The sequence below is a fragment of the Streptomyces sp. NRRL F-525 genome (genome assembly GCF_000716605.1).
GTDB lineage: Bacteria > Actinomycetota > Actinomycetes > Streptomycetales > Streptomycetaceae > Streptomyces.
In genome coordinates, this window is sequence record NZ_JNXE01000016.1 from 295,622 (window position 1) to 316,794 (window position 21,173).

At 70.7% G+C, this 21,173-nt stretch carries 17 protein-coding genes; 9 read left to right on the forward strand and 8 right to left on the reverse strand.

The genetic code is table 11. The features are described 5' to 3' along the window. The first annotated feature begins 84 nt into the window (after positions 1–84). Positions 85–1,491 carry a sulfatase gene (locus tag OO69_RS24130; RefSeq protein ID WP_033282807.1) on the forward strand — a complete coding sequence of 469 codons (1,407 nt, stop codon included), beginning with the start codon at positions 85–87 and terminating at the stop codon, positions 1,489–1,491. On the opposite strand, the gene OO69_RS24135 is transcribed toward OO69_RS24130, so the two are convergent. Genes OO69_RS24135 through OO69_RS24150 form a run of 4 tightly spaced genes read right to left on the reverse strand, consistent with a single transcriptional unit; the run spans position 1,492 to position 5,066 of the window. Further along, positions 1,492–2,136, reverse strand: coding sequence for a response regulator (locus OO69_RS24135; protein WP_026151002.1), 645 nt, complete (start codon positions 2,134–2,136; stop codon positions 1,492–1,494). It lies immediately after the preceding gene. Beyond that, positions 2,129–3,397: a sensor histidine kinase gene (locus tag OO69_RS24140; RefSeq protein WP_033282808.1), complete on the reverse strand. Its 1,269-nt coding sequence runs from the start codon at positions 3,395–3,397 to the stop codon at positions 2,129–2,131. The genes OO69_RS24135 and OO69_RS24140 overlap by 8 nt, the downstream gene beginning before the upstream one ends. 26 nt (positions 3,398–3,423) lie before the next feature. Beyond that, positions 3,424–4,158, reverse strand: coding sequence for an ABC transporter permease (locus tag OO69_RS24145; protein WP_033282809.1), 735 nt, complete (start codon positions 4,156–4,158; stop codon positions 3,424–3,426). Further along, positions 4,155–5,066: an ABC transporter ATP-binding protein gene (locus OO69_RS24150; RefSeq protein WP_033282810.1), complete on the reverse strand. Its 912-nt coding sequence runs from the start codon at positions 5,064–5,066 to the stop codon at positions 4,155–4,157. Before OO69_RS24150 ends, OO69_RS24145 begins: the two co-directional genes overlap by 4 nt. Before the next feature lie 206 nt (positions 5,067–5,272). Between OO69_RS24150 and OO69_RS24155 the strand changes: the two genes are divergently transcribed. The 4 genes from OO69_RS24155 to OO69_RS24170 all read left to right on the forward strand — a co-directional run bounded on the left by OO69_RS24155 (position 5,273) and on the right by OO69_RS24170 (position 11,168). Then, on the forward strand, positions 5,273–7,108 hold the full coding sequence (locus tag OO69_RS24155; protein WP_033282811.1) for an ABC transporter ATP-binding protein: 1,836 nt from the start codon (positions 5,273–5,275) through the stop codon (positions 7,106–7,108). Then, positions 7,105–8,973 (forward strand): ABC transporter ATP-binding protein, encoded by a 1,869-nt coding sequence (locus tag OO69_RS24160; protein ID WP_033282812.1) that lies wholly within the window; start codon positions 7,105–7,107, stop codon positions 8,971–8,973. Before OO69_RS24155 ends, OO69_RS24160 begins: the two co-directional genes overlap by 4 nt. 242 nt (positions 8,974–9,215) lie before the next feature. After that, a complete protein-coding gene (locus OO69_RS24165) occupies positions 9,216–10,235 on the forward strand; it encodes an aldo/keto reductase (RefSeq protein ID WP_033282864.1) in 1,020 nt (339 codons plus the stop codon). Between the two features lie 24 nt (positions 10,236–10,259). After that, on the forward strand, positions 10,260–11,168 hold the full coding sequence (locus tag OO69_RS24170; protein ID WP_033282813.1) for an alpha/beta hydrolase family protein: 909 nt from the start codon (positions 10,260–10,262) through the stop codon (positions 11,166–11,168). Positions 11,169–11,174: 6 nt separating this feature from the next. Here OO69_RS24170 and OO69_RS51990 read toward each other — a convergent pair whose 3' ends face one another. Next, positions 11,175–11,873, reverse strand: coding sequence for a DUF6333 family protein (locus OO69_RS51990; RefSeq protein WP_158713416.1), 699 nt, complete (start codon positions 11,871–11,873; stop codon positions 11,175–11,177). Between the two features lie 208 nt (positions 11,874–12,081). Between OO69_RS51990 and OO69_RS51390 the strand changes: the two genes are divergently transcribed. The 3 genes from OO69_RS51390 (at position 12,082) to OO69_RS24190 (ending at position 18,034) form a co-directional block, all read left to right on the forward strand. Beyond that, the gene (locus OO69_RS51390) at positions 12,082–14,364 is read left to right on the forward strand and encodes an LPXTG cell wall anchor domain-containing protein (RefSeq protein WP_033282815.1); all 2,283 of its coding nucleotides are present in this window, start codon (positions 12,082–12,084) and stop codon (positions 14,362–14,364) included. A 179-nt stretch (positions 14,365–14,543) separates the two neighbouring features. Beyond that, a complete protein-coding gene (locus tag OO69_RS24185; RefSeq protein WP_033282816.1) occupies positions 14,544–16,256 on the forward strand; it encodes an ABC transporter ATP-binding protein in 1,713 nt (570 codons plus the stop codon). Between the two features lie 11 nt (positions 16,257–16,267). Continuing rightward, entirely contained in the window at positions 16,268–18,034 is a 1,767-nt protein-coding gene (locus tag OO69_RS24190; RefSeq protein WP_033282865.1) for an ABC transporter ATP-binding protein, read from the forward strand. Between the two features lie 18 nt (positions 18,035–18,052). Here OO69_RS24190 and OO69_RS24195 read toward each other — a convergent pair whose 3' ends face one another. Then, on the reverse strand, positions 18,053–18,682 hold the full coding sequence (locus OO69_RS24195; RefSeq protein ID WP_033282817.1) for a TetR/AcrR family transcriptional regulator: 630 nt from the start codon (positions 18,680–18,682) through the stop codon (positions 18,053–18,055). A 93-nt stretch (positions 18,683–18,775) separates the two neighbouring features. On the opposite strand from OO69_RS24195, the gene OO69_RS24200 reads away from it, so the two are divergent. Next, a complete protein-coding gene (locus OO69_RS24200; protein WP_033282818.1) occupies positions 18,776–19,171 on the forward strand; it encodes a Dabb family protein in 396 nt (131 codons plus the stop codon). A 27-nt stretch (positions 19,172–19,198) separates the two neighbouring features. Here OO69_RS24200 and OO69_RS24205 read toward each other — a convergent pair whose 3' ends face one another. Next, positions 19,199–19,534, reverse strand: coding sequence for a P-II family nitrogen regulator (locus OO69_RS24205; protein WP_033282819.1), 336 nt, complete (start codon positions 19,532–19,534; stop codon positions 19,199–19,201). Positions 19,535–19,558: 24 nt separating this feature from the next. Continuing rightward, positions 19,559–20,983 carry an ammonium transporter gene (locus tag OO69_RS24210; protein WP_033282820.1) on the reverse strand — a complete coding sequence of 475 codons (1,425 nt, stop codon included), beginning with the start codon at positions 20,981–20,983 and terminating at the stop codon, positions 19,559–19,561. Positions 20,984–21,173: the final 190 nt, after the last annotated feature.

A 21,173-nucleotide genomic window follows, 5' to 3' on the forward strand; every position in this document is an offset into this window, starting at 1 on the left:
GCTTGGGGCGGGCCCGGTGATCACATGGAGGTCGCCCCCCACGGCTTCCGCCGCCTCCCGCCGTCTTCCCCACAAGGACCCCGCATGCCCGAGATATCCCGCCGCGCCTTCGGCGGCCTGGTCGGTGGCGGTGCCGTCACCGCCGTCGCCGGTACGGCCGCCACCGCCGAGGCCGCTCCCGCGGAACGCCCCTTCGCGGCCCGCCCCGCCGCCTCCGGCAAGCGTCCCAACCTCCTCGTCATCCTCGGCGACGACCTCGGCTGGGCCGACCTCTCCTCCTACGGCGCCCCGCACATCAAGACGCCGAACCTGGACCGGCTGGCCCGGCAGGGCGTGCGGTTCACCGACGCGTACTCGGGCTCGGCGACCTGCTCCCCGACCCGGTTCAGCCTGTACACCGGGCGCTATCCGGGCCGTACGCCAGGCGGGTTGGCCGAACCGATCGCCAACAAGACGCAGGGGCTTGACCCGAGCCACCCGACCCTCGCCTCCCTGCTGAAGAAGGCGGGTTACTCCACCGCCCTCATCGGCAAGTGGCACTGCGGCTGGCTGCCCGACTACAGCCCCACGAAGTCGGGTTGGGACGAGTTCTTCGGCAACCACGGGGGCGTGCTGGAGTACTTCTCCAAGCTGGGCCAGCTCGGCGACTACGACCTGTACGAGGGCGACGCGACCTACAAGGACCTGCGCTACTACACGCAGGTGCTGACCGAGCGGGCCGTGGAGTACGTCGGCCGGAAGCACGACGAGCCGTGGCTGCTGAACCTCAACTTCACCACCCCGCACTGGCCTTGGCTCGCGGAGGGCGACGAGGAGACCGGCGCCGAGATCGCGGCGAAGATCCGGGCCGCGACAAGCCAGTCGGAGATCAGCGACGCCCTCAACCACTACGACGGCGGCTCGGTCGCCAAGTACACGGAGATGGTGCAGAGCCTCGACGCGGCTGTCGGCGAGGTGCTCGCCGCGCTGCGCCGGTCCGGGCAGGAGGAGAACACGCTGGTGTACTTCGCCAGCGACAACGGCGGTGAACGCTGGTCGTACCTCTGGCCGTTGAGCGGCGAGAAGTTCGTGCTCCAGGAGGGCGGCATCCGGGTGCCGACCATCGTCCGCTGGCCGCACCGCATCGACGGCAACCAGGTCAGCCACGAACCGAACTTCTCCCCCGACTGGACCGCGACCTTCCTGGAGCTGGCCGGTGCCCGCCCCGACCCGGCGTACCCGCTGGACGGCACGAGCCTCGCGGGCTACCTGCTGAAGGGGGAACAGCCGCCCGAGCGGGACCTGTTCTGGCGGGTGCGGGCCAACCGGGCGCTGCGGCGCGGGGATTGGAAGTACTACCAGGACGCGGACGGCGACGACCACCTCTTCGACCTCGGCGCCGACGTCCGCGAACAGGCCGATCTCGCCCCCGACAAGCCGGAGTTGCTCGCCGAGCTGAAGGCGGCCTGGGAGAGGACGAACGCCGGGCTGCTGCCGTACCCCGCCGCCTGATCAGCCGAGGATGCCCCGGTCGTAGGCGACCGCGACCGCCGCAGCCCGGTCCTTGACGCCCAACTTGCCGTACAGGTGGGTGAGATGGGTCTTCACGGTCGCCTCGCTGATGAAGAGTTCGCGGGCGATCTCGCGGTTCGAGGTGCCCTTGGCGACCAGGGCGAGGACCTCGCGTTCGCGGGCGGAGAGCGGTTCGTTGCCGGGCGACTGGGGGCTGCGGACCGCGGAGACCAGGCGGGAGGCGACGGCGGGTGAGAGGACCGTGCGGCCTTCCGCCGCCGCGCGGACGGCGGTGAACAACTCGTCGCGCGGGGCGTCCTTCAGCAGGTAACCCGTCGCGCCCGCCTCGATCGCGGGGAGCGTGTCGGAGTCCGTGTCGTACGTCGTCAGGACGAGCACCTTCGCGCGGGCGGCGCGGCGGGTCAGCTCGCGGATGGCGTCGACGCCCGCGCCGCCCGGCATCCGCAGGTCCATCAGGATCACGTCGGGGTCGAGGTCGGCGGCCCGCTCCACGGCCTCGACGCCGTTGGACGCCTCGCCCAGGACGCGGAATCCGGGCGCGGACTCGAACATGCCGCGCAGACCGTCCCGTACGACGGGATGGTCGTCGACGATCAACAGGGAGATCAGCAACTCGTCACTCATGGCGGACCAACGGTACGCGAGCCGAGAGGGCCGTGCCGTGCCCCGGCTCGGACTCGATCGCGAGGGAGCCCGCGACGCGTTCGGCGCGGGCACGCATGCCGTCGAGGCCGAAGCCGCCGGTGCGGGTGCGTTCGGGGAGGGCGAGCGGGTCGAAGCCCCGGCCGTCGTCCCGGATGTCGAGGATGACCTCGTCGCCGAGGAAGCTGAGGGTCACGCCGACGCGGGTGGCGCGGGCGTGCCGGGCCGCGTTCGACAACGCCTCCTGGGCGATGCGCAGCAGGGTCGCCGAGATCTCGTCGTGGAGCTGCTCGGTGATGCCGGTGACGGTGAACTCGGCGCGGACGGCGGTGCGTTCGCCCCACTCCGCGACCGTGTTCTTCAGGGCCTCGGGCAATCCGTCGTTCTCCAGGGCGATGGGCGCGAGGTTCTGCACGGAGCGGCGGGCCTCGCCGAGGCTGTGCCGGGCGAGGGTGGAGGCGCGTTCGAGGTGGGTGCGCGCGGTGCTCAAGTCGGGTGCGTTGGCTACGACTTGGAGCTGGGCGATGATGCCGGTCAGTCCCTGGGCGATGGTGTCGTGGATCTCGGCGGCGAGCCTGCGGCGTTCGTCGGCGACCCCCGCTTCCCTTGCCTGGACGAGGAGTTGGGCGTGCAGGGCGGCGTTCTCGTCGAGGGCCTGCTGGAGCGCGGTGTTGGTGCGTTCGAGTTCGGTGATGGTCTCGGTGCGCTCGCGGGAGCGCTCCGTCTCCTGCTGGGTGAGATGCGCGATCGCCATCTGCAGACCGGAGTTGGCGGCCACGAGCGCCGCGAAGAGGACCCATTGGAGCCCGCTCCCGAACGGCATCCCGCCCGCCTGCGCTCCGGCCACGGTGACCGCGCTCGCGAACAGCCCGACCCGCTGTGCCACCGTGCCCGGGATCAGTTCGTCGGCGTCCATGAATCCGGAGGCGGCGTAGAACGCGAAGAAGGGGTCGATCCAGGTGAGGACGAAGGCGATGGCCCATCGGACGACGTAGTACAGCGTCCCCGCCCGCGACGGGGTCCGGCCGCGGCCGGGACGGCGGGAGCGGGTGCCGTGCCACCAGAGCTGGAGGACGAGCGCGGCGCCGGCCAGGGACCAGCCGATCCACCACTGGGCGGCGGAGTAGTCGAACAGACCGGAGGAGGCGAGCGCGAGGACGACACTGACTCCGAGCAGCGCGTACGGCCCCCAGGTGTGCAGCTGCTCCCAGCGCCGCTCGATCTGCCCGTCCTTGGTGGTCATCTCCCCAGTCTGCACGGCCGCTCCCCCTACTCCCAGCGGAACCAGCGCGAGGCGCCGGCGGTCAGCAGGACGGTCCAGGCGACCAGCACGCCCAGGTGCGTCCAGCCCGGCCAGTTCCCGGCCGCCGCCCGGTTCAGGGCCTCGGCGGCGGCGCCGAACGGGGTGTAGCCGACGATGCGGGCCATGACGTCCGGCATGGCGTTCACCGGGATCCACACACCCGCGCAGAACATCATCGGGAAGAACACGGCCGACCCGACGGCACCGGCGATCTTCGTGGTCCGGGACAGCGCGGAGACCACCGCGCCCAGCGCGAGCGCGGCCAGGATCGCGAGGAGCAGGGCGAGGAGATACCCGCCGGGCTGCTTCGGCAGCCGTACGTCGAAGGCGAGCCGCCCGACGACCAGCGCGAGCAGGGCGGAGACGAGGGCCGCCGCGCCGTAGACCACCATCTGCGCGGAGAGCAGGGCGGTCGGGCGGACCGGGGTGGCGGACATGCGGCGGAGGATGCCTCGTTCGCGGTAGCCGGTGAGGTTCTGCGGCATCGACTGGAGCGCGCCGACGATCATGCCGAGCAGGACGGCGACCGGGACGTACACGTCGATCGTGCGCAGCCCGCCGAGGTCGGCGTCGTGGTGGCGGAAGCCCGGGATGGAACCCAGGATCACCAGCAGCAGGGTGGGGAAGAGCAGGATCCAGAAGAGCGCGCCGGGTTCGCGGCGGAAGAGACGCAACTCCGTACGCAGCACTGCGGTGTTCATGCGGAGACCTCCGTCAGGTCCAGGAACGCGTCGTCCAACGTGGCGTCGGACACGCGGAGTTGGTGGGCGGTGATGTGGTTGCGGGCGAGCAGGGTGATGACCGCGTTGACGGTCTCGTCGGAGCCGGAGAGCGTGATCCGGCCGTCCTTGCGCGCCACGGACGTGAGCGCGGGAAGGGAGTTCAGATCACCGTCGTCCAGCGCCGCGGAGGGCGTGAAACTGATGACGGTCGACCCCGCCGAACGCCGGATCAGCCCGTCCGGGGTGTCCAGCGCGGCCACCCGCCCTTTGTCGATCACGGCGATCCGGTCGCACAGCCGCTGCGCCTCCTCCATGAAGTGCGTGACCAGCAGGACGGTGACCCCGCTCGCCCGCACGTCCTCGATCAGCTGCCAGGTGTCACGGCGGGCACGCGGGTCGAGGCCGGTGGTGAGCTCGTCGAGGACGACGACGCGGGGGTTGCCGATCAGCGCGAGCGCGATGAACAGCCGCTGCTTCTGACCGCCGCTGAGCTTCGCGAACCGGGTGGTCAACTTGGCGGTCAGGCCCAGGCGTTCGGCCAGCGGCCGCCAGTCGGCGGGGTGCGGATAGAAGGACGCGTACAGCTCCAGCGCCTCGCGGACGGTGAGCTTGGCCTGGAGCTCGCTCTCCTGGAGCTGGGCGCCGAGGACCCGGGCCACCTCTTCGTGGTCGGCGACGGGATCGAGTCCGGTGACGCGGACCCGTCCCGCGTCGGGAACCCGCAGACCCTCGACACACTCGACGGTGGTGGTCTTGCCGGCACCGTTCGGGCCGAGGATCCCGAAGATCTCACCCTCCTCGACGGCGAACGAGACCCCGTCCACGACGGCCCGGCCGCCGTAGGACTTCCGTAGTGCGGTGACTTCGATGACTGGTGTGGCTGACATGTACCGAGGGTCCCGCCGGCGCCGGGTCCGCCACATCGCCCATCGCGCTCGAAGGGACATCAACCGATCGGTTGATGCGCCCCTACGACTCCCCCGGACGCGCCGCTACGACCCCTCGAACACCCAGGTCGTAGGACCAACGGCCGATCCCGGTCCGGCCAAAACTCGGTGGGCACTGTCAGTGGTGGTCCGTAGGCTCGCCCGTGATGACCACGACACCCGCCTCCGCCGAGGACCACTCCGACCGGTCCGCCGTCCGCACGCTCGCGCGGCTGTGGCCGTACGTCCGCCCCGTGCGCGTACGGCTGTTCGCCGCGGCCGGGGTCGCCGTCGTCGCGTCCTGTACGGGGCTGGTGTTCCCGCTCGTCCTGAAGTGGATGGTGGACGGACCGGTCGCCGACCGGGACACGGCGGGTGTGTGGCTCGGGGCGCTGTATCTCCTGCTGCTGGGGATCGCGGAGGCGGCCCTGTTCGGGCTGCGGCGCTGGCTGGTGGCGCGACCGCTGTCCCACGTCGAGGCGGAGATGCGGGCGGACCTGTACCGGCATCTGCAACGCCTGCCGGTGTCCTTCCACGACAGATGGCCGTCGGGCCAACTCCTCTCGCGAGGCACCACCGACCTCATGCTCCTCCGCATGTTCCTCGCCTTCCCCCTGACGTTCCTGCTGGTCAACGCGGTGACGATCCTGGTCGGCGTGATCATCATGCTGCTCCAGGACTGGACACTGGGGCTGGTCATCCTCGGCCCCGCCATCCCAGTGATCATCACCTGCGTGATCTTCGAGCAGCGGTACGCGCACGTGGCCCGCCGCGCCCAGGACCAGGTCGGCGACCTGACGACGGTCGTCGAGGAGAGCGTCCTCGGCATCCGCATCATCAAGGGCTTCGGCCGCCACCGCACCCAGGCCCGAGCCTTCCGCGACCTCTCCCGCACCCTGCGCGGCACGGAGTTGCGTAAGGCTCAGCTCCTGGCCACCATCTGGGGCGTCATCGTCACCCTGCCCGAACTGGCCCTCGGTTCAGCGCTGGTGGTGGGGACGGTCCAGGTCGCGGACGGGGGCCTGTCGGCGGGCACCCTGGTGGCGTTCCTGTCCACGGCACTGGCACTGCGCTGGCCCGTGGAGTCGATCGGCTTCCTACTGGCGATGAGCCAGGAGGCGGCGACGGCGACGGAGCGCTACTTCGAGGTCATGGATGAATCACCGGAGGACCAAAAAACGCCCTCAGGGGACGCGCCCCAAAGGGGCGCGGGGAACGGCGCGACCAGCCCCCACGAACCCGCACCCAACAACGACGGCATCCGCTTCTCCTCAGTCTCCTTCCGCTACCCAGACGCCCCGCCCGACTCCCCACCCACCCTCGACAACATCAACCTGCACATCAAACCCGGCGAATCCATGGCCCTGGTAGGAGCCACCGGCACGGGAAAAACCACCCTCACCGCCCTCGTCCCCCGCCTCCACGAGGTGACCTCCGGCCAGATCACACTGGACGGCAAGGACATCACCGCCATGCCCCGGGATTCGCTGCGCGCCCTCGTGGCTGTGGCCTTCGAGGAACCCACGTTGTTCTCAGCCAGCGTCGGCGAGAACGTACTCATGGGATCAGAAGAGGGCGCGGGACAACCGGAGTTGGAACGAGCCCTCGCCGTCGCACAGGCCAACTTCGCGCACACCCTCCCCCAGGGCACGGACACCCAGGTAGGCGAACAGGGCCTCAGCCTCTCCGGCGGCCAACGCCAACGCCTCGCCCTGGCAAGAGCGGTGGTGGGCAACCCCCGCTTCCTGGTCCTGGACGACCCGCTCTCCGCCCTGGACGTCCACACAGAGGCGGCAGTTGAGGCCGCCCTGCGCCAAGTCCTGGCCGACACAACGGCGTTGATCGTGGCCCACCGCCCGTCCACGGTCCTCCTGGCCGACCGCGTGGCCCTGCTGTCGGACGGCCGCATCACAGCCGTCGGCACCCACCAGGAACTCCTGCGGACGAACACGGAGTACGCGTACCTGATGTCGGGCGCCGACCACCAGGGGGACGAACGATGACCGCGGCCACCACCTCCACCCCCACCACAGGCGACGACGACAACCCCGAACCCCCACGCCCGCCCGCCGCCGCGGGCGACCCCTTCGACCACGACGTCCTGCCCACTCCCCCGGGCGCGACCGCCACCCTCCTGCGCTCCCTGCTCGCACCGATGAAGGCACGGGTCACCGTCACGACGCTCCTCCTGCTGCTCCAGCAGGCGGCGGTACAGGTGGGCCCGCTGCTGGTCGCGTACGCCATCGACCGCGCGGTCCCGGCGTTCCGGAACGACGACCACGGCCCGCTGATCGCCGTAGGAGCGGGCTACCTGCTCTGCGCGCTGCTCTCCGGCGGACTCCAGTACGCCTTCATCGGCGCCTCCGCCCGCGTCAACCAGGACGTGCTGCTCGACCTGCGCGGCCGTATCTTCCGGCACGCGCAGGCGCTCAGCATCGACTTCCACGAGCGGTACACGTCCGGCCGGCTCATCTCCCGTTCCACCACGGACATCGAGGCCCTGCGCGAACTGCTCAGCGAGGGACTCCAGGAGCTGATCACGGTCATCCTGTCGTTCGTGTACATCTCGGCGATGCTGCTCTGGCTGGACCTCGGTCTCGGCGCCGTCGCGGTGGCGTCCTTCGTGCCGCTGTACCTGCTGGTGCGGGTCTACCAGCGGCGCGCGGTACGGGTGTACGCGATCCGGTCCACGGCGATCGCGCGCGTGATCGTCAAGTTCGTCGAGACGATGAACGGCATCCGCCCGGTCCGGGCGTTCCGCCGCGAGGCGGTGAACGACGCCGACTTCCAGGTCCTCAACCAACAGCACGAACGCTCCAACGGCGACGCCCTGTTGGAGATGGCCCGCTATGTCACCGGTTCCCGTCTGGTCGCCAACACGGCCGTCGCGGTGATCGTGCTCTGGGGCGCGACCCGAGTCGCGGACGGCTCACTGGAGTTGGGTGTACTGGCCGCCGCGGTGCTGTACCTACGGCGGCTCTACGACCCGATCGACCGGCTCGGCATGTTCCTCAACTCGTACCAGTCGGCCGCGGCTTCCCTGGAGAAGATCGCGGGCCTGCTGGCCCAGACCCCGTCGGTCCCCGAACCCTCAACCCCCGTCCAGCTCCCGGAACTTGAGACCGACCAACCCGGCCGCGAGGTCGTCTTCGACGGGGTCCGCTTCGCCTACCGCACCGGCGGCGAGGTGCTGCCCGTCTTCGACCTGACCCTCCCCGCCGGCCAGACCGTCGCCGTCGTCGGCTCCACCGGCGCGGGCAAGTCCACCCTGGCCAAGCTGCTGGCCCGGTTCTACGACCCCTCGGACGGGCGGGTCCTGCTCGACGGCGTCGACCTGCGCGAGCTGTCCGCGCCCGAACTGCGGCGCGGGGTGGTGATGGTGACGCAGGAGGCGTTCCTGTTCTCCGGCACGGTCGCCGAGAACATCGCGATCGGGCGCCCGGACGCACCCCGTGAGGAGATCGAGCGGGCCGCGAAGGCGATCGGCGCGCACGACTTCATCAGCGCGCTGCCCGACGGCTACGACACGGACGTACGCAAGCGGGGTGGCCGTATCTCGGCGGGTCAGCGCCAACTCGTCGCGTTCGCACGGGCGTTGCTCGCCGACCCGGCGGTCCTGATCCTGGACGAGGCGACGAGTTCCCTGGACGTGCCCGGCGAACAGGCGGTGCAGCGCGCGATGTCGACGGTCCTGCGCGGCCGCACGGCGGTCGTCATCGCCCACCGGCTCTCCACGGTCGAGATCGCGGACCGGGTGCTGGTCATGGAACACGGCCGAGTCGTCGAGGACGGCACCCCGGCCGAGCTCATCGCGGGGGCGGGGCGCTTCGCGGACCTGCACCGGGCGTGGCGGGACAGCCTGGCATAAGCGCGGGTGAGGTTGTTTTTTGGCTGCCGGCCGGTGGGGGCTGGTCGCGCAGTTCCCCGCGCCCCTAAAAGCGCCGACCCGCCGTGTCTTTTAAGGGGCGCGGGGAACTGTGCGACCAGCCACGACGCACCGCAAGCAGCCAACGCACCCCACCCCCCACCCCTCCCCGCTTGCTAAGCGGAACCCCGTTCCGTATCGTTACCGGAACAAGGTTCCGTTTACCCATTGTGGAGGACGCCGTCATGCAATACCGCACCCTCGGCCGCACCGGCATACAGGTCAGCACCCTCGCGCTCGGTGCGATGAACTTCGGCCGGATCGGCCGCACGGGCCAGGACGAGGTCACCGCGATCGTCGACGCCGCTCTCGCGGGCGGGGTGAATCTCATCGACACCGCAGACGCGTACAGCGGAGGCGAGTCCGAGGAGCTGCTCGGCAAGGCGATCGCCGGTCGCCGGGACGACCTCGTGCTGGCCACGAAGGCGAGCCTGCCGATGGGCGAGGAGCGCAACCACCAGGGCGCCTCGCGCCGCTGGCTGGTCACCGAGCTGGACAACAGCCTGCGCAGGCTCGGCGTCGACCACGTCGACCTGTACCAGATACACCGCTGGGACCCCCGCACCAGCGACGAGGAGACCCTCTCCGCCCTGACCGACCTCCAACGCGCGGGAAAGATCCGCTACTTCGGCTCCTCCACCTTCCCCGCATACCGCATCGTCCAGGCGCAGTGGGCCGCCCGGGAGCACCACCTGAGCCGTTACGTCACGGAGCAGCCCAGCTACTCGATCCTCCAGCGCGGCATCGAGACCCACGTACTTCCGGTGACCGAGGAGTACGGCCTCGGCGTCCTGGCCTGGAGCCCGCTCGCCTCGGGCTGGCTGTCCGGCGCGATCCGCGAGGGCCGGGAGGTCAGCACCAGCCGCTCCTCGTTCATGCCGCAGCGCTTCGACACCACCGTCCCCGCCAACCGCGCCAAGCTCGACGCCGTCGAACAGCTGGCCAAGGTCGCCGACGAGTCCGGGCTCACGATGATCCAGCTCGCGCTCGGTTTCGTCACCGCACACCCCGGCGTGACCAGCGCGCTGATCGGCCCGCGAACCCTGGACCACCTGCACAGCCAGCTCGCCGCCGCCGACACGGCACTCTCCGCCGACGTACTGGACGCGATCGACACGATCGTCGCCCCCGGCACCGATCTCGCCGCCCACGAGAAGAACGACACCCCGCCCGCACTCCTCGACCCGGCCCTGCGCCGCCGCTGAGCCCACCGGAACGGAACTACAACGATGTCCGACTCACCCCCCGCGATCGTGTCCGTGAAGCCGGTGACCCTCTCGGCCCCCGACCGGGGCGAGGACCTCCAGGTCCGCGTCTCCGCACCCGTGACCGGCGACGACCTGCCCGTCCTCGTCTTCTCACACGGCTACGGCTGGTCGATGAACGGCTACGCCCCGCTGGCCGACCACTGGGCCGCACAGGGCTTCATGGTCATCCAGCCGACCCACCTGGACTCAAGAACGCTCGCCATCCCGCACGAGGACCCCCGTTTCCCACAGATGTGGCGCTTCCGCGTGGCGGACCTCAAGCACGTACTGGATGAACTCGACGTCCTGGAAGCCTCCGTACCGGGCCTCGCGGGACGCGTCGACCACGACCGCATCGCCGTGGCCGGCCACTCCTGGGGAGCCCAGACGGCGAGCACGCTCCTGGGCGCCCGCGTCCTCGACTCCGACGGCGTCCCCGGCGAGGACCTGTCAGACCCCCGCGTCAAGGCGGGTATTCTGCTGGCCCTGACCGGCCTGGGCGACTCCCTGACCCCGTTCGCCGCCGAGCAACTCCCCTTCATGCGGCCGTCGTTCACCACGATGACCACCCCAGCCCTCATCGTCGCCGGAGACCACGACGACTCCCCGCTCTCCACCCGGGGCCCCGACTGGTTCACCGACCCGTACACCTACAGCCCCGGCGACAAGACCCTGCTCACCCTCTTCGACGCGGAACACTCGCTGGGCGGCATCCCCGGCTACGAGGTCGCCGAGACGACGGACGAGAACCCCGCCCGCGTGTCCCTGCTCCAGCAGCTCACCACGGCGTTCCTGCGCAGCGCGCTGCATCCCGAGGACACCGACTGGCAGGCGGCGGTCACCGCGCTGGACCAAGTCCCAAGCCCCCTGGGCAAGTTGGAGAGCAAGTAGCGGGGTTCAGGCGAACCACACCTCCTCGATCTCCGCCTCCCCCTCCGCACTACGGTCGACCACGAACGTCGACTCCCCCCGCTGCTCATCCGCGTAGACGGACAACGCCCCGCCGGTCAGCACGTGCAACAACCCGTCGTAGTCGACGAAGTCCGCGTCCTCGTCGATCAGTTGACCGGGATCGGCACCCACGGCGGTCAGCGTGGTGCGAGCGTCACCGGTGACATCCAGCTCGTCGAAGCCCTCGACCGTCAGATCGGGCGCCCCGGGCACCGCCACCAGAATCTTCAAGTAGGCGGCCCCGAAGTCCCGTTCGCACACGGCGACGACGCGGGCGTCCGGGTGCAGTTTCTTCTGCGCCCGGAACTCGTCCTCCAACGCGCTGGACAACACCCCGTCCTCGACGAGCGCCGGGTCCGTCACCTTGACCGTGGACCCCCACACAGCGGCCCGTACGACGTCCAACTCCCGCCGATCCGCAGGGCTTTCGGGATGACCCAGCCCCGACGGAGTCTCCTCACGCCGAATCCCCGCGACCGACGACAGCGACAACACCGCCGCCCGCGCCGCCTCCGGGGCATGCGCCACAACCGGCGGGCGCTCGTCGGGACGTAGCGGAGGCGCGAAGGGGGGCTGGACGACGACCAGATGTGCGTGCCCGCTGCGACGGGGGTCCACCCGGGTTTCGGGAGATACGGGGCTCATGGCGCCGAGCGTATGACGCGGGCCCGCACCAAGCTGTGAACAGCCTGTGGAGAAGGCGAGTTGACCCGGTCACCGAAGGACGGATCGGCTTCGGCATGTACATGGGCGTGTCTAGCGTGTGGTCCGTTCGTCGGCGCCACATCGACCACGGGGGCCCCTGGTGCCGCGCGGACACCCCATGCCTACTGGGCCCCCACGGGGACTTCACGTGCAAACACCCATACGCGCCCGGCGGTTGCGCGCGCTGCGGCGGTCGGTCGTCGCGCTCGCGTGCGCCTCGGTCATGGCCCTCACCGGGCTTCCGGGCATCACGTCGGCGGAGGCCGCGCCGCGACCACTCGACCCGGGCAAGCGCTGTGACGAGTTGTACGGCCTGCCTTCCAACACCCGCCCCACCGTGGGGCTTCCGCAGTTCGACGCGTCCCGCGCGACCTCGCAGTGGGACGACTACTCGTACGTCAATCCGGCGAAGGAGTGGGACGGGCTCGGGGCGCCGTCCGCCGTCAAGCAGGCCGCGCTGTCCGAGTTGACCAAGGCGCCGGCCACGCAGCCCGACCGGGTCTGGTGGCGGTGGCTCCAGCAGAAGGACAAGTACCCGAATTTCACCGACTATCGGGACGCCGCCTTCATCCCGAACTCCGGGAACGACCCGCGCGGCAAGGCCTTCGAGCAGAAGGTGATCAAGGATCACGGGCTGGTCGGGCCGGAGTGGATCTGCCAGAAGGAGGTCGAGTTCAAGGACCCCGACACCGGCAAGACGTACCGGCGCAAGCTCGACGCGTACAACACGCGGACGAAGCAGATCCTGGAGATCAAGTCCAACGGCAGCCCGGATCGCACCCAGGTGCCCAAGGACCTGGCGTGGGCCAAGGACCCGGCGTGGAAGGACAGCAAGGTCAAGTATGTCTTCGCGGAGCCGCAGAAGGCGGACGCGAAGAAGTTCCTCGGGGAGATGCGGCAGGTGGCCGGCAACCGGGTCACCGAGTACAACTACCGTACGGACCGCGTGGAGTTGGCACCCAAGGGTGTTGGAGAGCGCGCGAGCAGCGGGCTCATGCAGCCCCCCGGGCAGGCCGGTTCCACCCGGGGCGGGCTCACCGATCTGATCCGTGAGTCGCGGCCCACCCCGAAGACCATGGCGGACTTCCTGAACGCCAAGAACGCCGCCAACCCGGGTGGCCTGCCGCGCGGCCCCGGCGGTGTCGACTTCTCGACGCTGGACCTGAAGTACGTCGGCAAGCCGGTCAGGGGCAAGGGAGTCGACTTCGCGTTCGACGCCAAGGAGGACCCGGCCGAGCAGTCCGGGTGGGGCGGCAAGGCCAACTCCCAGTTGATCTCGGACGCGTTCTTCACGTGGCTCGCGCTGACCCCCGACAAGTTCTGGGTCAATCTCAACCCGGACGAGCCGGACCGCATCATGGACGCCAAGTTCGGCAAGACGGACGCCGGTCGGGTGCTCCTGGAGGCAGATCTCCAGATGAAGCACGACTTCTACAAGGCCATGGACCCCGCCACCGACCTCGGCAAGCGCTACTGGGCCGCTCTTCCCCAGGTGAACGGCAAGCCCTGCATGCCCGGGCTGCGCAACTGGATCGAGCCGAAGACCGCGCAGGTCCGTGAGCAGGACGGCGGCATCTACATCCTCGACACCCCGCTGCGCCTGAAGTCGACCGCGCAGACCACCGTCACGCCCGGTCCCGGCGAGCCGATCTGCACCCCGGACGCGGCCCAGACCGCGGCGGCCCAGCGGGTCATCGACTCGATGATCGTGCCCGCGGTGGAGAAGACCATCAACACCGCGCCCCAATACGCCGATCTGCGTCGCGTCTACACCGCGCGCGTCGCCGCCGAGTACATCCGCCAGCAGGACGCCAAGGCGCCCACCGACTACCACGCCATCATCAACAGCGGCGACGCCACGCGCTGGCCGCTGCGCGCGCCCAACCAGAACTGGACCCGCGAGGCGCTGTTCCAGAAGTACCGGTACATCTACACGCACGGCGAGTTCACGTACGACGTCCCCGCCAACGGCACCGTGCAGGTCTACATCGTGGGCGGCGTCGACCTCTCGAAGCAGCCCAAGAAGAACGTCAGCAAGGTCCAATTCACCGCCCAGCACCGGTACTTGCCCCGGCAGACGCAGACCAGCGTGAGGACCCTGACCGACAACACCGACACGACGGGTCAGGTGCTCCTCGGCGCGAACACGGCCGCCGACGACACCGGCACGTCCACCCCCACGCCGACCCCGACACCCACCCCGACCCACACCGGGAAGCCGACGCCCACCCCGACCCACAGCGGCGGAGGCGGCGGGAGCACCCCGGCACCGGCACCCACGACACCCGCGCCCGACGACTCCGGTGGCGACCTCGCCCACACCGGCAACGACACCCCGGTCGGCCTGATCGCGGGCATCGCCGGCGCCCTCGCCGTCGCGGGCGGAGCGCTCGTGTGGTGGATGCGCCGCCGTAGGACCGCGCAGGGGTAACCCCAGGCTGACGAACACCTGTTGGGGCCGGTACGCGCAGCCTGCGTACCGGCCCCTCGGCGTGCGGGCGCCCGATATTCGATGGGCAACCGCGCTCACGCTCGGTAATCTTCGTTGCCTCCAACCACCCCCGGATCGCTCACGGCTGCGCGCGCCCGGCAGCCCGGGCAAGGAGGCACATGATCGACGCGTACGAGGATCCCGGGACGCCCGACTGTCGCGGCGGTTGGCGGTTCCTGTGGTGGCTGGTGTGGCGGCAGCGGGCGCGGGCGGTGTCCGGGGCGCTGCTGTCGAGCGTGTGGATGGTGCTGATGGCGGCGGCGCCGTATCTGATGTCCCGGGCGGTCGACGACGGGCTGGTGCCGGGGAACATGGGCGCGCTGGCCTGGTGGACCGGGGTGCTGTTCGTGGTCGGCGCGGTCAACTCGTGGCTGAGCATCATGCGCCACCGCACGATGACCCGGGTCCGGATCGACGCCAACTTCCGCACGGTCAAGCTGATCGTCGGCCAGACGGTCCGGCTCGGCGCCGTGCTCTCCCGACGGGCGCAGGCCGGCGAGGTCATCACCACCGGCGTCGGCGACGTGTGGACGATCGCCCAGTCCCTGACGGTCGTCGGCCCCGGCTTCGGCGCCCTCGTCGTCTACGGCGTGGTCGCGGGCGTGCTGCTGTCGATCTCGGCGCCGCTGGCCGCCGTGGTGCTGCTGGGTGTGCCGGTGATCGCGTTGCTCGCGGGGCCGTTGACGCTGCGGCTGCAGAGCGTGGAGACGGAGTACCGGGAGCGGCAGAGCGTGCTGACCGCGCGCATCGGCGATCTCGCGGGCGGCCTGCGCGTCCTCAACGGCCTTGGCGGCAAAGGGCTGTTCGCCGACGCGTTCCGCCGTGACTCGCAGCGACTGCGGGCGCAGGGGTACCGGGTGGGCGCGGTGGCCAGCTGGGTGCAGGCGATCGGGGTCGGACTGCCGACGCTGTTCCTCGCCGTGGTGACCTGGCTCGCGGCCCGGCTGGCGGCCCAAGGGCAGCTCAGCATCGGCGAGTTGGTCGCGGTGTACGGCTATGTCGCGGTGCTGATCGGCCCGGTGGCGTTCTTCGTGCAGATGGTCTACGAGCTGAGCCGGGGCGTGGTCGCCGCGCGGCGGGTCGTGGACCTGCTGCGGCTCGAACCCACCCCGGACCGCGGGGAGTTGGACGCTCCCGCCGAACCGGCCGTCCTGCACGATCCCGACTCCGGGGTGCGGGTGCTGCCGGGGCGGCTGACCGCGCTGGTCGGGGCGCGGCCCGCCGACGCGCTGGCGGTGGTCGACCGGCTCGGGCGGTACGCGCCGTCCGTGGCGACCTGGGGTGAGGTACGGCTGGACGCGATTCCGCTGGAGCAGGTGCGGGCGCGGATCCTGGTCGCCGACAACGAGGCCGACCTGTTCGCCGGACCGCTGACGGAGGTCGTGTCCGGGCGCCACGAGCGGCCGGCGGAGGCGGTGGCGAAGGCCGTGCGCGCGTCCGCCGCCGACGACATCGTGCAGGGGCTGCCGGAGGGACTCGACTCGGCGGTGGCCGCGCAGGGGCGCAGTCTCTCCGGAGGACAGCGTCAACGGGTGCGCCTGGTAAGGGCGTTGCTCGCCGAACCCGAGGTGCTCCTCGCGGTGGAGCCGACCTCGGCGCTCGACGCGCACACGGAGGCGGCGGTCGCGCTACGGCTGCACGCGGAGCGCACCGGCCGTACGACGGTGGTGACCACGACGTCCCCGCTGGTCCTGGACCACGCGGACACCGTGCACTACCTGGTCGACGGCAAGGTCGCGGCCAGCGGAGTCCACCGCCAGCTGCTGGCGGAGGAACCCGGCTACCGCGCGCTGGTGGCCCGGGACGCGGAAGAGGAAGAGGTCGTACGGTGACGCAGTCCTCGTTGGCGAAGGGTCAACTGCCGGTCGCGGAGCGGGCGGACGTACGGCGGGCCGCGTTTCGTCTCGTACGAGTGGACCGGCGGGCGTTCGCCGTCGTGCTCGTCGTGAACGCGCTGGCCGCCGGGGCAGGGCTCGCCGGGCCGTGGCTGCTCGGGCGGATCGTGGACGAGGTGCGGGCCGGGGCCGGGGTGAGCACGGTGGACCGGCTGGCCCTGGTCATTGTGGCGTGCGCGCTGGCCCAGTTGCTGCTGGCGCGGTGGGCGCGGTACGTGGGGCACCGGTTCGGCGAGCGCACGCTGGCGCGGGTCCGGGAGGACTTCGTCGACCGGGCGCTGGCGCTGCCCGCGTCGGTCGTGGAGCGGGCCGGGACGGGGGACTTGACCGCGCGCGGCACGGCGGACGTGGCGATCGTGGGGACGACCCTGCGCGATGTCGGGCCGGATCTGCTGGTCAACTCGGTGCAGGCGCTGTTCGTGATGGGCGCGGTGTTCGCCCTCGACCCGCTGCTCGGGCTGTTCGGGGTGCTGGGGCTGACGCCGGTGTGGTTCGCGCTGCGCTGGTATCTACGGCGGGCCCGGGACGGCTATCTCGCGGAGGGCGCGGCCAACTCGGAGGTCGCCGAGATCCTCACGGCGACCGTGGCCGGGGCCCGCACGGTGGAGGCGTTCCGGCTCCAGGAGCGCCGGGTCACCGCGAGCCGCGACACGCTGCGGACGGCGCTGCGAAGCAGGCTCTACACCCTGTTCCTGCGGACGGTGTTCTTCCCCGCGGTCGAGGTGTCGTACACGATCCCGGTGGCGGGCGTGCTGTTCGTCGGCGGGTGGCTGCACGGGCGCGGGGAGGTTGGCCTGGGTGCGGTGGTCGCGGCGGCGCTGTATCTGCGGCAGTTCACCGAACCGCTGGACCAGATCCTGATGCGGATCGAGCAACTCCAGAGCAGCGGCGCCTCGTTCGCCCGTGTGGAGGGGCTGGCCCGGGCGCCCCGCGCGGAGGGCGAGGGCGACGCCCCGGCCCCGGCGGACGACCGGATCGACGTGACGGGCGTGCGGTACGCCTACGAGCGCGGCGGCGAGGTCCTGCACGGCGTCGACCTGACCGTACGGCCGGGTGAACGGCTCGCGGTGGTCGGCCCGTCGGGCGCCGGCAAGACCACGCTGAGCCGGCTGCTGGCCGGCGTCGACGCGCCGACCGAGGGCACGGTGACCGTCGGCGGGGTGCCGGTCCACGGCCTCTCACCGGAGACGCTGCGCCGCCAGGTCGTGCTGGTCACCCAGGAGCACCACGTCTTCCTCGGCTCGGTCCGCGACAACCTCCTGATCGCCGAACCGGCCGCCACGGACGAGGAGTTGTGGGCGGCGCTGAACGCGGTCGGCGCCGAGGAGTGGGTCCGGGACCTGCCGGACGGCCTCAACACCCGCCTCGGCCCCCGGGGTTCGGCCACGGACGGCTCACAGGCCCAGCAACTCGCTTTGGCCCGCGTGGTGTTGGCCGACCCGCACACGCTGATCCTGGACGAGGCGACGGCCCTGCTGGACCCGGCCACCGCCCGCCACACCGAGCGCGCCCTGGCCGCCGTGCTGGAGGGCCGCACCGTGATTGCCATTGCCCACCGTCTCCACACCGCGCATGACGCGGACCGGGTGGCGGTGATGGAGAACGGCCTGCTGACCGAACTGGGGCCGCACGAGGAGCTGGTGGCGGCGGAGGGGGCGTACGCGGCGCTGTGGCATTCGTGGCACGGGGAGCGGCCGGGCACCGGAGCCAACTGACCGACGCCCTCGAGGAGTTCAGACCCCGTACGCCCGCAGAAAGGTGTCGACCGCCGCATCCGCCACCGCGCGGATCTCCGCGGCCGGCACCTCGCGCGTACCGAGGCGGCTGCGGCCCTCCAGCGGGCCGGTGAGGAGAGCGAGGAACTGCTCCGCCGCGAGCGCCGGGTCGCAGGAGCGCAGCCGGCCCGCCAGCACGAGGCGGGCCAGCCGGTCGGCGAGCGCCTCGGCGATCCGGTCCGACGTACGCGACTGGACCGCCTCGATCAGGTCGGGGAAGCCGCCGACCTGCGAGTACGTCAGCCACCGCAGGGCCCGGGAGCGTTCGCCGCAGCACACCCCGAGCAGCCGGTGACCGGTGTCCGCGAGGGTCTCGCGCAGATCGTCACCCGGGTCGCGGAGCCGTTCGAGGACGGCGAGGTTCTCCGCCGCCACCGCGTCCGCCGCGGTCTCCACCGCGTGCCGGAAGAGGGTCTCCTTGTCGGCGAGGTGGTTGTAGACGGTCGGCTTGGCCACGCCCGCCTCGTCGGCGATCTCCTTCACGCATGCCTGCGCGTACCCCCGGCGCGCGAAGACGACGAAGGCCGCGTCCAGGATCGCCTGCCGCTTGTCGATCCGCCCCCGGGCTCCACGGGCCGTCGCAGTCACCTCCGCAGGGTATCCCCTTGTGGTGGATCTGATGGACCAATAGATTGAACCAATCGGTTCAGTTACGGCATACGGCCCCCGGGAGGGAATCCGGTGATCGTCAACATCCTGCGGTTCAGCTTCAAGGACGGCACGACCGAGGAGGAGAAGGCCGCGGTGCTCGCGGCGATGCGGCGGACGGCGTCCGTGGAATCGGCCGCGTTCGGTGTCGTCGGCCAGGACATCGGCCCGGACGACGGGTACACGCACACCTACTGCGCGGCCGTGCCGGACCTCGCCGCGCTGGAGCGGTACCTGCACGACCCGGTCCATCTGGCGGGCGACGACACGATCCTGCCGCACATCCAGCGCATCACCGCCGTCCGTTTCTCCGACGACATGGACCCTGGCCTCGCCACGGAGGTCGGCCGGGCGGCCGCCGCGAAGGTCGCCAAGTACCCCGCGTGGGCACAGCAGTTGGAGGCGATCCCGGAGGCACGCTTCGGCTGAGCCGTACGAACCTCCGGGACGGCCGGCTCACACCGCGTCCGGCCCCCGCTCCCGCGTCCGGATCCGCACCACCTCCTCCACCGGAGTCACCCACACCGTGCCGCCGCCCGTGCCGCGTCCTCCCGCGGCGCGGATGACACGGACGAGGTCGGTCGCGTCGAAGTCGAGGGTGAGGATGTCGAGCCGGAGCCGCGGGGCGAGGTTCACCCGGTACTCGCTGCCCCGGTAGACCTCGACCCGGACCTGCCGGGGCTCGTAGGCGCTCACCTCGGTCACCGTCACTCCGCGCACCCCGAACGACTGGAGGGCTTTCATGACGTCCGGGACGCGGTGCGGAGGGAGGACCGCGGTGACGAGTTTCACGGGTCTTCCTCAACTCCGGCCATTTCAGCTGGAGTCCGGTTCCTTGGCCTTCTCCGCGGCCGGTGCCGCCACCGCGCCCACCGGTTCGGACACGGACGCCGACGCCACCGCCGACTCCGCCGGATACGCCTCCTCGTCGTGGACCGCGATGTCGCCGGCCTCCAACACCTCGTCCGGCGCCCGGAGTTTCACGAACAGGCCGATCGCCTTGAGGATGAGGAAGGTCATCACGGCGTCGTAGACGATGACCGTGCCGGCCGAACCCGCCTGTTTCCAGAGCTGGTCGAGGTTGCCGTAGAGCCAGCCGCTGGTGGAGAACGCCGTGGTGCCGTCCTTGTTGAGGTACACGGCGACCGCCGGGTCGGCGAAGATGCCGACGAGCATGCCGCCGGCGAGGCCCGCGATGCCGTGGGTGTAGACGACGCCGAGCGCGTCGTCGACCTTGTTGAACGGCGGGACCTTGGAGAGGTAGTTCCAGGCCAGCCAGACGATGGACGACGCGATGATGCCGATGTAGATCGCGCCGATCCCGGTGACGAAGCCGGCCGCCGGGGTGATCGCCACCAGGCCGACGATCATGCCGTTGATGCCGCCGAGGAAGGTCGGCTTGCGCTGCGGGCCGACGAACATGTCCCAGAAGACCCACACCAGCAGGGCAACTGCCGTACAGAGATTGGTGTTGAGGACGGCGAGGGCCGCGTTGTGGCCGCCGAAGTACATGTCGCCGCCGTTGAAGCCGTTCCAGCCGAGCCAGAGGATGCCCGCGCCGACGGCGACCATGGGGAGGTTGTTGGGCACGCCGTGGGCGCGGTCGCGGGCCAGGCGCGGTCCGATCACCGCCGCCGCGACGAAGCCCGAGGTGCCGGCGGCGAGGTGGATGACGTAGCCGCCGGAGTAGTCGAGCGCGCCCTTGGCCGCCCACCAGCCGCCGCCCCAGAGCAGGAAGGCGTTGACCGTGTAGACCAGGGTCGACCAGATCGGGACGAAGAGCAGCCACGCGCGGATGTTCATGCGGCCGATCACGCTGCCCATGAAGAGGAGCGGGGTGATCGCCGCGAACGCGAAGTGGAAGTAGGCGAGGGTGGCCTGCGGGAAGTGGAAGCTCGGCATCAGGTCGTTGCCGTTGACGAGCGGTATCCACGCCTGCTGCTGTTCGCTCGCCGAACCGACGATGGTGCCGGGCCGGCCGACGAACGCGCCGAGGATGCCGGGCCAGTGGGAGTCCAGGGGTTCGCCGAACCCCATCTTGAACTCCCAGAGGACCCAGCCGACCAGGACCAGCGAGAAGCCGGTGAAGGCCATGAACATGGTGTTCACGACCCATTTGCGCTGGACCAGGCCGCCGTAGAGGATCGCGATGCCGGGGATGCTCATCAGGCCGACGAGTGTCGCCGCGACGAGCTGCCAGGCGTTGTCGCCCGCGTCCAGCCAGTTGGGATAAGGAATCACTGCAGCCGTCAACTCCCTTCGTGGGAGCGGCGGTCCGGCAGGACCGCCGGTTCGAACGGCAGGATCGTGCCGGATCTTTTACGGGTTGGTTCCGGGGGCATGTCGGCCCGGAAAATTTCTGTTCACGGTCAAAGAATCGTCAAGCAGTGCTTCGCATGCGTCAAGTGACGATCCGCATAACGGACTTGAA